12 protein-coding genes are annotated in these 15,062 nt (G+C 60.5%); 5 read left to right on the top strand and 7 right to left on the bottom strand.

The features are described from left to right. The first annotated feature begins 15 nt into the window (after window positions 1–15). The 3 genes from GTP46_RS13305 to GTP46_RS13315 are packed head-to-tail and all read left to right on the top strand — an operon-like array spanning window position 16 to window position 1,710. Window positions 16–543, top strand: coding sequence for a cytochrome b (locus GTP46_RS13305; protein WP_161007114.1), 528 nt, complete (start codon window positions 16–18; stop codon window positions 541–543). A gap of 25 nt (window positions 544–568) precedes the next feature. Continuing rightward, the gene (locus tag GTP46_RS13310; protein ID WP_161007115.1) at window positions 569–1,120 is read left to right on the top strand and encodes a YceI family protein; all 552 of its coding nucleotides are present in this window, start codon (window positions 569–571) and stop codon (window positions 1,118–1,120) included. Window positions 1,121–1,143: 23 nt separating this feature from the next. Then, window positions 1,144–1,710: a YceI family protein gene (locus tag GTP46_RS13315; protein ID WP_161007116.1), complete on the top strand. Its 567-nt coding sequence runs from the start codon at window positions 1,144–1,146 to the stop codon at window positions 1,708–1,710. Between the two features lie 95 nt (window positions 1,711–1,805). Here the strand turns inward: GTP46_RS13315 and GTP46_RS13320 are convergent, their stop codons facing one another. The 6 genes from GTP46_RS13320 to GTP46_RS13345 are packed head-to-tail and all read right to left on the bottom strand — an operon-like array spanning window position 1,806 to window position 11,245. Continuing rightward, a complete protein-coding gene (locus GTP46_RS13320) occupies window positions 1,806–3,041 on the bottom strand; it encodes an anaerobic sulfatase maturase (RefSeq protein ID WP_161007117.1) in 1,236 nt (411 codons plus the stop codon). Continuing rightward, a complete protein-coding gene (locus tag GTP46_RS13325) occupies window positions 3,038–5,344 on the bottom strand; it encodes an arylsulfatase (protein ID WP_161007118.1) in 2,307 nt (768 codons plus the stop codon). Before GTP46_RS13325 ends, GTP46_RS13320 begins: the two co-directional genes overlap by 4 nt. Further along, window positions 5,322–6,182, bottom strand: a complete 861-nt coding sequence (locus GTP46_RS13330) for a sterol desaturase family protein (RefSeq protein ID WP_161007119.1) — start codon at window positions 6,180–6,182, stop codon at window positions 5,322–5,324. The genes GTP46_RS13325 and GTP46_RS13330 overlap by 23 nt, the downstream gene beginning before the upstream one ends. Then, on the bottom strand, window positions 6,183–8,588 hold the full coding sequence (locus GTP46_RS13335) for a TonB-dependent receptor (RefSeq protein ID WP_161007120.1): 2,406 nt from the start codon (window positions 8,586–8,588) through the stop codon (window positions 6,183–6,185). Between the two features lie 21 nt (window positions 8,589–8,609). After that, window positions 8,610–9,917 (bottom strand): MFS transporter, encoded by a 1,308-nt coding sequence (locus tag GTP46_RS13340; protein WP_161007121.1) that lies wholly within the window; start codon window positions 9,915–9,917, stop codon window positions 8,610–8,612. Continuing rightward, entirely contained in the window at window positions 9,914–11,245 is a 1,332-nt protein-coding gene (locus GTP46_RS13345; protein WP_161007196.1) for an LLM class flavin-dependent oxidoreductase, read from the bottom strand. Before GTP46_RS13345 ends, GTP46_RS13340 begins: the two co-directional genes overlap by 4 nt. Before the next feature lie 118 nt (window positions 11,246–11,363). Between GTP46_RS13345 and GTP46_RS13350 the strand changes: the two genes are divergently transcribed. Beyond that, complete coding sequence (locus GTP46_RS13350) at window positions 11,364–12,005, top strand: TetR/AcrR family transcriptional regulator (RefSeq protein ID WP_161007122.1); 642 nt, start codon at window positions 11,364–11,366, stop codon at window positions 12,003–12,005. Between the two features lie 55 nt (window positions 12,006–12,060). Next, a complete protein-coding gene (locus GTP46_RS13355; RefSeq protein WP_161007123.1) occupies window positions 12,061–14,214 on the top strand; it encodes a S46 family peptidase in 2,154 nt (717 codons plus the stop codon). A gap of 83 nt (window positions 14,215–14,297) precedes the next feature. Here GTP46_RS13355 and GTP46_RS13360 read toward each other — a convergent pair whose 3' ends face one another. Next, complete coding sequence (locus GTP46_RS13360; protein ID WP_161007124.1) at window positions 14,298–15,038, bottom strand: DUF8168 domain-containing protein; 741 nt, start codon at window positions 15,036–15,038, stop codon at window positions 14,298–14,300. Window positions 15,039–15,062 lie beyond the last annotated feature (24 nt).

Genomic DNA, 15,062 nt, shown 5'->3' on the forward strand with positions numbered 1-15,062 from the left:
TTCTCGGAGCCGCATATGCCACGCTATACCAAAATCGCCATGTTGCTGCATTGGCTAGTCGCCTTGCTCATCATTGCTACTTTCTTCCTCGGCCTGTCGATGGTCGCCATCCCCGGCTTCTCGCCGACCAAGCTCAAATACTTCTCCTGGCACAAATGGATGGGCGTGACGGTGCTGTTGCTGGCCGTGATCCGCATCCTGTGGCGCAAGGCCAACCGTCCGCCGCCGCCGCTGGCGTCGATCCCGGCGTGGCAGCACAAAATCGCTGACGGCATGCACGTGCTGCTGTACCTGCTGATCTTCGCGGTGCCGATCTCCGGCTATTTCTACACCTACGCGGCCGGCGTGCCGGTGGTCTACCTCGGTCTGTGGCAAATGCCAGCCGTGATCGCACCAGATCCTGAACTTAAGGCAGCTTTAAAAACTGTTCATTATGTTTTGACCATGACGATGGCAGCAGCAGTAGTCGCCCACGCCCTGGCCGCATTGAAGCACCACTTTATCGACCGCGACGTCACGCTGAAACGCATGCTGCCGCTGTAACCAACAACTCACTGGAGCCCACTACATGAACACCTTCAAAAAAATCGCCCTCGTTTCCATGCTTGGCGTGGCCTTTGCCGCCAGCGCTGCTGCACTGAAAACCGATCCAGCCAAGAGCACCGTCACCGCCACCTTCAAGCAAATGAACGTGCCGATCGACGCCAAGTTCAAGAAATTCACCGCCAACATCGACTACGATGCGGCCAAGCCGGACGCAGCCAAAGCCACGGTGGAAGTGGAAACCGGCAGCATGGACCTGGGCGATGCCGACTACAACAAGGAAGTCGCCAAGAAAGAATGGTTCAACGCCGCGCAATTCCCGAAAGCCACCTTCGTCTCGTCCTCGATCAAGCCAGCCGGCGCCGGCAAGCTGACCGTGACCGGCAAGCTGACCATCAAAGGCAAAGCCACTGATGTGACCTTCCCGCTGACCGTCAAGGCCGACGGCAAGAACCAAGTGTTTGAAGGCGTGCTGCCGATCAAACGTCTGGCCTACAGCATCGGCGAAGGCGAATGGAAAGACACCAGCATGGTGGCTGACGACGTCACCATCAAATTCCACGTAGTAGCGCAATAAACCACCAAGGGAGATACGAAACGATGAAAGCACAGATCCTGATCGCCACGCTGCTGGCCGCCTCGGCCACGTCCGCCATTGCCGCCACCTACAACATCGACCCGACGCATACCTATCCAAGCTTCGAGGCTGACCACATGGGCCTGTCGGTATGGCGCGGCAAGTTCGATAAAACCAGCGGCACGGTGAATCTGGATCGCGCGGCCAAGACCGGTGCGCTGGATGTGAAAATCGAATCCTCCTCGATCGACTTTGGCTTCGACAAAATGAACACCCACGCCAAGGGCGCGGACATGTTCAACGCGGAGAAATTCCCGACCATCACCTACACCAGCAAAGCGTTCAAGTTTGAAGGCGACCAGCTGGTGGCGGTGGACGGCGAGCTGACCCTGCTGGGCGTGACCAAGCCGGTAGCGCTGAAGGTGAACAAGTTCAAGTGCATCATCCACCCACGCCTGAAGCGTGAAGTATGCGGCGCCGACGCCACTGCCGAGTTCAAGCGCAGCGACTTCGGTCTGAACTACGGCCTGCCAAACTTCTCGCCAGAAGTGAAGCTGGCCATCCAGATCGAAGCCATCAAAGCTGACTAAACCACTCCGGGGTCAGGTCCCCCATTTCTACATGAGCCCTGCCGTAGCCAGCGCTACAGCAGGGCTCGTGTAGAAATGGGGGACCTGACCCCGGATTAAAGTTGTACTGCGAGGGGGCCTTTGAAGGCCTCCATGATCAGCGACGCGGGCTGGCCGTGGCTGATCAGCTTGCCCATTGCATTCATGTATTGGGTGATGTGCTTGAAGTATTTCTTGTAGCTCGGGCACAGATAGTTCACGCCAGCCGATCCATCCGGCGCATGCGCGAAGCGGTTCTTCGGGCACTCGCCGTGGCAGGCGAACAAATACGGGCATTCCTTGCAGTAGTCCGGCAGCGTGCTGGACTTGGCCTCGCCAAACGCCTGCTGCTGCGCCGACGACGCCAGCGCCCCCACCTCGGTTTGATTCAAATTCCCCAGCAAGTATTCCGGATACATGAAGTGATCGCAGGAGTACACATCGCCATTGTGTTCAACGATCAGCGCCTTGCCGCAATTTTCCGAGAACAGGCACACCGTCGACGGCAAGCGCAGAAACGATGCCAGCGCCCACTCAAAGTTCATCACGTAGACCTTGCCGACATCGTGCCGCACCCACTCGTTGAAGATGGCGATCAAAAAATCGCCATACTCTTCGCGGCCCACGCTCTGCGGCGCCATCGCCAGTATCGGCCTTGACTGGCTGACCTGCCCCGGCTTGGCAAACGTCAGGCGAATCGCATGCTCGGAGCGATCCGGCAAACGCTCCACCACTGGATTGAACTGCACATGGGTCACGCCCTCGCGTTTGAGGAAGTGGTACAGCTCCAGCGGCTGCCTGGCGACGCGGCTGGTCACCGTCACCAGCACGTTGAAGTCGATGCGGTACTGCCGCAACAAGGCTATGCCGCGCATCACCGCATCAAACGTCGGCCGGCCCTGCTTATCGACCCGGTCAACATCATGCAGCTCGCGCGGCCCATCCAGACTAATCCCCACCATGAAGCCAGCACCAGCCAGAAAAGCGCACCATTCATCGTCCAGCAGCGTGCCATTGGTCTGCAGCGCATTGTTGATGCGCTTGCCATTGGCCAGTTCCTGCTGGATTTCTACTGCGCGCTGGTAGAACGCCAGACCGCGCAACATCGGTTCACCGCCCTGCCACGTGAACAGCACCTCCGGTCCCGCCTCACTCGCGATGCTCTGCGCGATGTAAGCACGCAGTGTTTCCTCTTCCATCAGGAAGCGGTTACGCGCCGGGTACAGCTGTTCCTTTTCCAGATAGAAGCAGTAGCTGCAATCCAGGTTGCACAAGGGCCCGGCCGGTTTGGCCATCAGGTGGAGACCACTCATTTTTTAAACGCCACCAGCGTGCTCACCACTTGCTTGTTGATGCTGCTGACCACGCGGCTACCTAGCGGCGCCCGGTAGTCGATGGTGATCTTGTCCAGCTTGCCGGTGAAGTTGAACGGCACTTTGTACTTCTCGCTGACCGGCGTTTGCTGGTCGCGGCCGATGTCGAAGCCTTCATCGTAGGCAAAGTAAGCGATGCCGAATTTTACCGGCGCCGTGCCCTTGCCGATGCGCTTGCCGTCCTGGTACAGCGTGATGTCTGCACCGCTCCACAGGTTGGGGCTGAACTCCACGGTCAGCTTGGTCTTGCCCGGCTTGACCGCTTCATCCGACGTCACCAGCGCCGATTCGAAGCCGTTGGTTTGCGCGTAGTACAGCTTGCCATCCTGGACGAACAGGCTGGAACCGCCGAAGCGTCCACCATTCGCCACCAGCACGCCTTCCGCGCCATTGGCCGGGATCTCCACGTTCGCCGTCAAACGGAAGTAAGTGCTGTTGATGGTTGGCGCGGTCAGCGGGAACAGGTGGCCCACGTCCGGCTTCAGCTCCACCACTTCCTGCCCTTTGTAGACGCTGTGGCTGCTGGCGAAGTCTTTGAACAAGGTGTCCTTCAACGGGAACACGTTGTACTTCTTGCCTTCGCTGTCGAACAGCGCTTTCAGCTCCTTCAGTTTTTCCGGGTTCTTGGCGGCCAGGTCGTTGACTTCGGTTGGATCGACGTTCAAGTTGTACAGCTCCCACACGTCTTTCTCAAACGGCGTGCCCGGCTTGTGCAGCGTGCCTGCCTTCCAGCCGTTGCTGTAGATCGAACGCGTGCCGTTGATTTCGTAGTACTGCGTCACGTGGCGCGACGGCGCAGCGGCGTTGGCGACCGTGTAGGCCAAACTGGTGCCTTCGATCTTGTCCTGCTTGACGCCGTTTACTTGCGCCGGCGTTTCCACCTTCGCCAGTTCCAGCGTGGTCGGCAGCAGGTCGATCACGTGGCCGTACTGGTTGCGCAAGCCGCCCTTTTCCTGAATACCGCGCGGATAGGACAGGATCAGTGGATTGCGCGTACCGCCTTCCGAATTGGCATCCTGCTTCCACTGTTTGAACGGCACGTTGGTCGCCTGTGCCCAGCCCAGCGGATAGTTCGGCGACGAGTAGTCGGTGCCGATCTTGTCGATGTTTTTCAGCTGCTGCGAGATATCCGCGTTCGGGTACAGCACGGCAGCGAGGCCATTGGTGGTGCCGTTGTCCGTGCCTTCCTTGCTGGCGCCGTTATCGCCGATCACTACCGCGATGATGGTGTTGTCGAACTGGCCGCTCTGCTTGAGCTGGTTGATCAGGCGGCCGATTTCCGCATCGGTGTAGCTGAGGAAGCCGGCATAGGTTTCGAAGTAGCGCGCGTACAAACGCTTCTCGTCCGCACTCAGCGAGGCCCACGCTTTCACGCCCGGATTGCGCGCTGGTAGCACGGTGTCCTTTGGAATCAGGCCCAGCTTCTTCTGGTTGGCGAACGCGGTTTCGCGATACGCGTCCCAGCCCGCATCGAACTTGCCTTTGTACTTGTCGATCCATTCCTTGGCAACCTGGTGCGGCGCGTGCGTTGCGCCCGGCGCGAAGTACAGGAAGAACGGCTGCGATGGATGCTCCACCTTCTGCCGCGTGACGTACTGGATCGCCTTGTCGGTCAGCAGCTCGTTGAGGTGACGGCCTTTCGGATCGTCATCCAGTGGACGGGTGTTTTCCACCAACTGCGGGTGCCACTGGTCGGTCTCGCCGTACAGGAAGCCGTAGTACTGCTCGAAGCCCTTGCCGGTCGGCCAGCGGTTGAACGGACCAGCAGGACCAGCCTCTTCCACCGGTGCCAGATGCCACTTGCCGACGGCGAAGGTGTTGTAGCCCTTGTCCTTGAGGATCTCGGCCACGGTCGCCTTGCTGGCCGGGATGCGCGCGTTGTAGCCCGGCGCATCGGTCGCGGTTTCCGGGAACAGGCCCACGCCTACGCTGTGGTGGTTGCGGCCGGTCAGCAGCGCCGCGCGCGTTGGCGAGCTGATCGCGGTGGTGTGGAAGTTGGTATAGCGCAGGCCTTGCGCCGCCAGCGCTTCGAGGTTGGGCGTATCGACCAGGCCACCGAACACGGAGCTGGCGCCGTAGCCGACGTCATCCAGCAAAATCCACAGTACATTCGGCGCGCCCTGCTCGGCCTTGTTGCTGGCCGGTTTGGCCGGTGCAGCCTGATTAACCGCATCGGCGGCAGGGGCGATGGCAACCGCCAGCGCACCGGTCAGCAGCGCACTATTGCGCGGCACTTTGTTCATGGTGAATCTCCCTATCGTTCAAGTTGATTTGTGCCGGCTGCTTGCCCCGGCTGGTGCGGAAAATTGGATACAGCCATTGCACGTACCACTTCTCGGTGCCGTGTTGATAGTCCTCCTCCAGCCCGAAGGCCGGCGGATAGCGCCGCGTAATCACGGCGGTGCCAAACAACACATCCCACACAAACAGCAGGTTGCTGAAGTTGCCCTTGTAGTGGCCGATGCCATCGTTATCGTGCAGCGCGTGATGCGCGAAGTGCGTGGCCGGCGTCGAAATGGTGCGTTCCACCACCCATGCCACCGGATGCAGCCACGCGTGCTTGTAGAGGAAACTGTCCCAGCGCAGCTCGCTATGCGCAGCCGCAGTGACCACCATCTTCAGCAGCTGGAACACCAGGTACACTTTGCCGAATCCGACGAAGATCAGCGCGCCGCTCAGCCACAGGTTGGGCATGAACAGGTAGTAGAAAAAGCCGTTGCGCAACCAGATTTTGATGCCCATGTACGGCGCCGCATGGTGCACGCGATGCAGCGGCCACAGCACCTTGAAGGTGTGCGCGGAGCGGTGCCACCAGTACTGCACCATGTCGTCCAGCAGCAGGAAGGCGATGAATTGCAGCCACAGCGGCGTCGCCGCCAGGCTGTCGCGTCCGGCCGGATACAGCCATCCCGCCAACGCCGCGCTGCCGATCGAAACAATAGGCCCGATGATGGCGATCGATTGCAGCAGCGCTAGTCCATCCAGCAGATGGTTTTGCCAACCCAGTCCCTTGAACCTGGTGCGGCCCAGCGCCACTTCTACTAGCAGGAAGCCGGCGAAGAGAGCGAGGAAGTAGCTCATTTAAAACTCCAGCCGCGCGGTGGCGCCCACGGTGCGCGGCGTGCCGACTGCGGCGGTGTACGCACCGCCACCGGTCAGCTGCGACGCTTGCGCGGTCAGGAAGTAGCGCTTGTCGAGCGCGTTCTTGGCCCACAGCGATACATCCCACTGGCGGCTGCCGCTGCCAAACTGCCAGCCGGTTGCCAGGTTCAGCAGGCCGTAGGCCGGTATGCGGGCGTATTTCGAGTCATCGATATAGCCTTGCGCATCCGAACGCCAGGCGTAGTTGGTGACCACGTACTGGCGCACGTCGTCGTTCAGGTGGAAGTCGTAGCGCGCGCCCGGATTGGCGATCCACTTCGGCGCGCCGACCACCGGTTGGCCGCTCAGGTCGGCCTTCGTGATGCCCGCTGCCGCCAGCTCCGCCGCTACCGGCGCGTTGTTGAACTTGGTGTAGTGCGCGTCGTTGTAGGAGCCGGTCAGGTTCAGGCTCAGGCCGCGTGCAGGACGGGCCTTGATGTCCAGTTCCACGCCGGAGCTCTTCACGTCGCCGGCGTTGGTCAGGATCAGCACCGGTGTGATCGGGCCTTGCACGAAAGCGTTGGTCTGGTAATCCTTGATGCGGGTCTGGAAGTAGTTGGCGTTAATCAGCAGGCGGCTGTTCAGCCATTTGCTCTTGAAGCCAAGCTCGAAGTTGTCCGCCTTCTCAGGACGAATCTTCAGCGAATCCGCGCCCAGCGTTGGCGCCGAGCCGACGCCGCTGATATTCACGCCGCCCGACTTTTCGCCGTGCGACAGCGTGGTGTAGGTCAGCAGATCCGGCGTGACTTTGTAGCTCAGCGTCGCCAGTCCGGACGGCGCGCGGCCAGATACGTGCAGGTCGCCGGAGTCGTAGGCGCCGCCGATGGCGTTGCGAGTCGCTGCCACGATCGGGCGTATTGTCGCTGGGTAGGCGGTCAGCGGAATGCCGCCCACCAAAGCGTCGCGATAGGTACGGGCGTCCTTGCTTTCGGAGGTGCCGCGCAGGCCGCCGGTGAATTCCAGCTGCTCGCTGATGTGCCAGTTGCCTTGGCCGAACAGCGCGTAGCTGTCGGTGGTGCTCTTGCCGTGCGACAGGCCGGTGGTGTTGTCGACCAGACCGAGACCGGCTGTACTGTTCAGCAGCAGGATGTCTGCCTTCGGTCCCAGCTGGATCAGGAAATCATCCTTGATGTTCTGGTGGTAGTAATAAGCGCCAACCACGTAATCAAAATTGGTGCCGACCGGCGAGGCGAAACGCAGCTCTTGCGAAAACTGCTTGTGCTTGACGATGAAGCCGCCATCCACCAGCGCCGAAGCGGCGGTCTGGTCGTTATCGTTATGCGGATGGAAGTTCCAGTAGCGCCATCCGGTAATCGAGGTCAGGCTGTAGCCGGAAGGCAGGCGCCAGTTGGCTTCCGCCGACACGCCGCCTTGATACACCACGGCACGCTGGTTGCCGTCGAAGTTGACTTCGTACTTGGTTGGATCGGTATTGATCGGCTGGCTGCCAGCGGGCAGGCCCAGCGCGGCTGCCGTCGCCTGTTGCAGGTTCAGCTTGCCCGGCGCCGATGGGCCGAAACCGTAGGAGATCAGCGTGCCTTGGGTATCGTTTTCCTGGTTGTAGTCGGCGATCAGGCGCAGGTCAAAATTGTCGTCCGGCTGGTAGAGCAACTGGCCGCGTAGGCCTTCGCGGCCGACGCTGTTGTAGGACTTGCCGTCGTACTTGTTGTCGAGCCAGCCGCGATCATGGGTTTTCGAAACCGACAGGCGGCCCGCCCAGTGCTCGCTGAGCGGACCGGAGGCCGAAGCCAGCGTCTGAAAGTAGCCGCGCTCGCCAGCTGACAGTTCGAGACTGTATTCCGGCTTGAAGGTCGGACGCTTGGTGGTCAGGTTAAGCACACCGGCAGTGGTGTTCTTGCCGAACAGCGTACCTTGCGGGCCGCGCAGCAAATCAACCTGCTCCAGATCCACCAGATCGATCGCCAGCATGCCAGGACGGCCTTGGTAGATATTGTCCACGTACAGGCCGACGCTGCCTTCCAAGCCTTCGTTGGCCGGATTGCTGCCGATGCCGCGAATCGCCACGCTCGACACGCGGGCGTGCATGAAGGCGGCGTTCACGCTTGGCAGCGCTTGCTGTAGATCCTGCACCTGGCTGATCAGCGCAGCTTTCAGGTCATCGCCTTTGACGACGCTGATCGGCGTTGGCACGTCCTGCTGTTTCTCGGTGCGGCGGCGCGCGGTGACGGTGACTTCAGACACCGTGGTTTCTTCAATCGCTTGCGGTGCGGCCAGTGCGGCAACGGCGGTGCTTGGTACATCGCTGTCTGCCGCGAATGCCGGGCCCAGCGCAGACAGCAGCGCGAGGGTCATGGTGCTACGGGTAAAAACCTTATTGCGATCCATACGTTTCCCTAATTGTTGGTGTTAGGCGGGTTCGAGTTTGTATTTGCCCACCTTGGCCAGGTCGGCCAGGTAATAGCGGCGCGCCAGCAGCAGCGCGCTCACCGATAAAGCGGTACTGATGAACACCGTGGCCAACAGCGCATTGGCCAGGCCGTAGCGGTCCGACAGCAGGCCGGCGATGAACGGGCCGGGCGCCGATCCCAGCAAGTGGATGGCGATGATGCTGCAGGTGGCGGACAGCGGACGCAGGTCCGGCGCCACCAGGTCCTGCGTCATGCCCAGCGTGGCGACGCCGCCGAGACCGTAGGTGAAGAAAGCAACCAGGATCAGGCCGTATTGCAGATTGGCGTCTTGCACCAGCCCGAAGGCGATGGCGTAGATAGCGGTGCCCATCACAGCCAGCGCAGGTGCGAAGCTGAGCTTGCGCAGTGGCGCGTGGCCGCTCCAGCGGTCCATGATCCAGCCGCCCAGCGGCACCGCGATGATGGCGAGGAACAGCAGGCCGCTCGTCATGTAGGAGGCAGTGTGCATGGGGATGCCGTGCACACGGTTGAAGAAGGTCGGCAGGAAGTAGAAGATCGGTACTTGCTGCAGCGTCGCGAAGCCCTGGCTCAAGAAGGCCAACACCAGTGACGGCGTGCTGAAGATGACTTTCAGGTGGCGGCGGTCTTGCGTCGGCGCGGCGACGGCAATGCTCTTGTAATCGCGGCCACGGTACAGCAGTACGGCGACCAGCAGTCCCGGCAACGCCATCAGGCCGAGCGCGTGGCGCCAGCCGAAACGGCTGCCGATATAGCCGCCCAGCGCAACGCCGAGCGCCATGCCGATCACCTGGCCGGACGAGAATAAGCCCAGCGCCAGCTGGCGGCGGCGCTTGGGAAACGCGGCCGAGATCCAGGCGTAGGAGGCTGGCGCGTAGCCTGCCTCGCCGATGCCGACTGCGGCGCGCGTGGCCGCCAGTTGCGTGATGTTGCCGGCCAGCGCACCAGCCGCCGAGGTGATGCTCCAGAAGATGCCCATCAGGCTGGCGGTCTTGATGCGGCCAAGGCGGTTGGTCAGCGCGACGGCGGGGAACGCGAACAGCACCATGCCGATGAACAGCACGCTGCTCAGCAAGCCCGCCTGCGCATCAGTGATGAGCCACTCGGCACGGATGGACGGCAGCAGCGAGGCGATGATCATGCGGTCGGCGAAGTCAAACACCATCAGCAAGCACAGCAGCGTGAACACGCGCAGCGTCGCGCCTTTGCCGAGCAGGTAGCCTTCTTCCGCAGGCGCGGCGGCGACGACCGGCTCTGCGACCGGGGCAGGGTTTAGTTGCGCGCTCATTCGAACTGGTTCCGTGGACGCGCGAGGCCGAGGTGCTCGCGCAGGGTGTGGCCGCGGTACTCGGTGCGGAACAGGCCGCGCCCTTGCAGCACCGGCACCACCAGCTCAACGAAATCATTCAAGCCCTGCGGCAGCGTCGGCGGCAGGATGTTGAAACCATCCGCCGCACCATTGACGAACCAATCCTCCAGCTGATCCGCCACCGTCTCCGCCGTGCCCAGCACAATGCGATGCCCACGCGCGCCACTGACGCGCTGGTACAACTGCCGCAAGGTCAAATTCTCGCGCCGCGCCAAATCCACAAATAACTTCTGCCGGCTCTGCCAGCCCTCAGTCAGCGGGAAATCCGGCACCGGCCCATCCAGCGGATACTTGCTCAAATCGATATTGCCGAGGAAGGCATTCAACAAGCCGACGCCCAGCACCGGATCAATCAGCGACTGCAACTGCTCATACTTATCCTTGGCCTCCTGCTCGGTGCGGCCGATGATCGGCAACACACCCGGCATGATCTTCAGGCTGTCCTCCGCACGGCCATGCTGCGCCAGCTGCGCCTTCAAGCCCGAGTAGAAGCCACGTGCATCCTCCAGCGTCTGCTGCGCCGTGAACACCACTTCCGCCGTCGCCGCCGCCAGCGCCTGCCCATCGGCCGACGAACCTGCCTGCACAATCACCGGATAACCCTGCGGCGGACGCTCCGACACCAGCGGCCCGCGCACGCGGAAACGCTCGCTCTGGTGATTCAGCACATGCAGCTTGTCCGGATCGAACACAACGCCCGCCTCCTTGTCGAAGCGCAGCGCATCGTCGCCCCAGCCATCCCACAAGCCCTTGACGATATCCACATACTCGCGCGCATAGCTGTAGCGTTCGGCGTGCGGCACCTGCGTTTCGAGGTTGAAGTTATGCGCTTCCCATTCCGTGCCCGAAGTGACCAGGTTCCATCCGGTGCGTCCACCACTCAGCACATCCAGCGACGCAAACTTGCGCGCCAGATGGAATGGCGGCAGATAGGTGGTGGAGACGGTCGAGATCAAACCAATCCGCTCAGTCACGCCGGCTACCACGGCCAGTTTGGTCAACGGCTCCAGATACGACGGCAGCAAACCACGCGCCAATAGCGCCGGCGGCGCTTCCGGCACGCCCAGGCTGTCAGCAAAAAAGATCGCATCAAACTTGCCGCGCTCGGCAGTGCGCGCCAGTTGCTTGAAATGGTCGAAGCGCAGCGCATTGCGCGGGTCCACATCCGGATGCCGCCAAGCGGCCAGGTGATGCCCCACCCCTTGCAGGAAGGCCCCCAGATGGAGTTGGCGTTGGTCGGCAGCGATGATATTTCCCCTTCAATTAATGTAACGGTTGCGTTACATTAGCTGAGGTGTTATCAGGGTGTGAACGAATTAAAACAGTTTTACTTATGACATTTTTCCGTGCCTGTACAATCCCGCTATGACCGCTCCATCCATTGCCCCTGCTGGCCGCCCTACCCTCGACGCCTCCAAAGAACTCGCTGCCCGCATCTTTGACGCAGCTCGTCAGGAATTCCTCGCCAAGGGGATTGAGGGCGCCAGCATCGAAGGCATCGCCGCCGCCGCCGGCTGCTCCAAGCTCACCATCTACCGCCGCTTCGGCAGCAAGAACGAGCTGTTCATGACGCTGGTAAAAGAGCGCGCACCCGACTACGGCGTGCAATTCCACGTCGACGTCACGCAGGCACCGGAGCAGGTGCTGTACCAGCTGGGACTGGGCATTGCCGCCTTCTTCTTCAAGCCGGAAAGCCTGCGCTTCATTCGCATGGTGGTGGCCGAAATGAGCCGCGTGGAAGGCCTGCCCGAGTTGATGAAGAACGAGGCCGACCGCTTCCGCGAGCCGGTCAAGCGCTGCCTCGAAGCGCTCAAGTCCAGCGGCAAGGGCCGCTTTGAAGATTCGACGCTGGCGGCAATCCAGTTCATCAACCTGTGCGTGCTGGGCCACTTCTACCTGATCGCCGGCTACACCTCGGAGGAAGTCTCGCCCGAGCAACAGGAGAAACTGGTGCGCTCCGCAGTGGCGCTGTTCGTCTCCACCTATTTTCCGCAAAATACCGGTTGACGCGCACGTAAGGTCTGACGATACTTTTGCTCGCCACAACCTCTCTGGAATACAAATGAAAAAATCCCTTCTCGTGCTCGCCATCCTGAGCACCGCTGCCTATGCCGACGAAGGCATGTGGATGCCACAACAGCTGCCACAAGTAGCCAAGCAACTGAAAGCCGCCGGCCTGAAACTGGATCCTGCCAACCTGACCAAGCTGACCGAGTTCCCGATGGGCGCCATCGTCAGCCTGGGCGGTTGCTCGGCGTCGTTCGTGTCGCCGCAAGGCCTGGTTGCCACCAACCACCACTGCGTGTACGGCAGCGTGGCGCACAACTCGACGCCGGAACGCAACCTGCTGGCCAACGGCTTCCTGGCGCATAACTTCGGCGAAGAACTGCCAGCTGCACCGGGCAGCCGCATCTACGTCACCAAGGCGGTGACCGATGTGAGCAAGCAGATCATCACCCCGGCTGTGGCCAAGCTGAGCGGCAAAGCCCGCAGCGACGCTATCGAGAAGAACCAGAAGGCGCTGCAGACCGACTGCGAAAAAGACGCGGGTCACCGCTGCACCGTGTCGTCCTACTACGGCGGCCTGGAGTTCTACCTGATCAAGCAACTGGAAATCCGCGACGTGCGCCTGGTGCACGCGCCGCCTGAAGGCGTGGGCAAATTCGGCGGCGACACCGACAACTGGATGTGGCCGCGCCACACCGGCGACTACGGTTTCTACCGCGCCTACGTCAGCAAGGACGGCAAGGCTGCCGACTTCAGCAAAGACAACGTGCCTTACGTGCCGCAGCACTACCTGAAGCTGGCCAAGGAAGGCGTGAAGGAAGGCGACTTCATCATGGTGCTGGGCTACCCGGGCCGCACCAACCGCCACCGCCTGCCGTCGGAAGTGGCATTCACCTTTGACTGGAGCTATCCAGCGTTCGTCAAGCAATCGGCCGAGAACCTGGCCATCATTGCCGACACCACCAAGGACAACAAGGACACCGCGCTGAAGTATGCATCGCAAGTGGCCAGCATCAACAACTACTACAAGAACCGTCAGGGCATGCTGGACTCCTACGCCGGCAGCGATGTGCTGTCGCGTAAAACCAGCGAGCACGAAGCGCTGAAGCAGTGGATCAACGCCGATGCCAAGCGCAAGGCAGAGTACGCCGGCGATATCGAAGCGGTGGAAAAACTGATCGCCCAGCGCGATGCCGACACCAAACACGAGTTCTACTTCCTGTCGTCCAAACCGCGCCTGCTGAACACGGCACGTACGCTGTACCGCCTGGCCAACGAAAGCGCCAAGCCGGATGCCGAACGCAAGTCGGGCTTCCAGCAGCGTGATGTACCACGTATCAAATCGGCAGTCGATGCGCTGGTGCGCAACTACGACGAGAAGGTCGATAAGGCGCTGGTGCTGAACAGCCTGTCCAAATACGCAGCACAGCCGTCTGCGCAGCGCAACGCGGCGTTTGACGCGGTGGTGGGCATCAAGGACGGCATGGGCAAGGCCGACCTGCAAGCGGCGCTGGACAAGCTGTACGCAGGCAGCAAGCTGGGCGACGCAGCCGAGCGCAAGGCATGGCTGGAGCGCAAGCCGGAAGAGTTCAAAGCCAGCGACGACGCCTTCATCAAGGCCGCCGTGGCGCTGTACGAGCCGGACCTGAAATCGGAAGCGGAAGAGGAAGAGCTGGGTGGCAAGCTGCAACAAGCTTACGCCAACTACATGAAGGCCAAGATCGCCTACATGCACAGCAAAGGCCAGGCCGTTTATCCTGATGCCAACAGCACTCTGCGCGTGACCTTCGGCAAAATCGCCGGCCGCGAACCGGGTTCGGACGGCACCAACTGGAAGGCCTTCACCACCGTGGCTGGCGTTGCCGCCAAAGCCACCGGCCAGGGCGAATTCAACGCCCCTGCTGCGCAGCTGAAAGCGATCAAGGACAAGGACTTCGGCAAGTATGTTGATCCGGTGCTGAAGTCGGTACCGGTGGCTTACCTGGCGACGCTGGACATCACCGGCGGCAACTCCGGCTCGGCGGCGCTGAACAGCAAAGGCGAATGGATCGGCCTGGCGTTTGACGGCACCTTGGACTCCATCATCTCCGACTGGGATTTCAACAAAGCCATGACCCGCGACATTCAAGTCGACCTGCGCTACATCTTGTGGAACATGAAACACGTCGACCACGCCGACAACCTGCTGAAAGAAATGAACGCTGAATAAGCGCTAACCCTGACAGCCAAAGCCACGCTCCGGAAACACAGCGTGGCTTTTTCTTTGACCAACAGATGCTTCGAGGAAAAATGCTACGCTGTGGGCGCCGCTTTAGGCATCCGAGCCCAATCGACAAAAGCGGCAATGATCTTCGATGTTTTCTCTAACATTTCAAGACGCAACTCATGGCTTATGGATGAACCTCCCCCATGCCGATTTCCGGTTGCCAATGGCCGAATAATATCCTTCACATAAGCTCGCGTATCTTCCGCAACTGGCAGTGCTTCCCAAAGGCGGTTCCAAGTTTGTGCTTCTTTGCCTTGTTCATCTACTACGAATACCTGTCGCAAATCTTCGACTACACGGTAACAAAAAAATGCAGTGTCCTCGTGAGATCGAATTGCCTCTCTATAGTCTGCAAGTGCTCGTCGATATTGAAGTTGGTAATCCCTCGGAACGGTAAGAAGCCTTTCAAAGACACTTTGAATATTCTCATCAGAATATGGAATTGGCCTAAAGTCTGCGGGCTTGACGCCATAGACAACATGGAGCCCTCCTGCACTTGAAACCTGAGTTACTTCTATGTCGTATCCACAAGTCAGCAGGAACCCCAAACAATCAACAATCATCCTGCACATTCCTTCGCACTCATGAGCCAAGGCTTGCAGGTCTGCGATTTCTTCTCTCGAATGCACAACTATACTTATCTGCGAACAAATCACCGCAACAACAACCACAGAGCCTTCAGGAATTGCTCTTCCAGGAAGAATTTTTAAGACAACGGATTTCGGCAGATTGACATTCGCTCGCTCTGGCAAGACTTTACCGCTCAATACGTATATTTCAGCTCCGCTGAG

The sequence above is a fragment of the Duganella flavida genome (assembly GCF_009857445.1).
GTDB classification, from domain to species: domain Bacteria; phylum Pseudomonadota; class Gammaproteobacteria; order Burkholderiales; family Burkholderiaceae_D; genus Rugamonas; species Rugamonas flavida.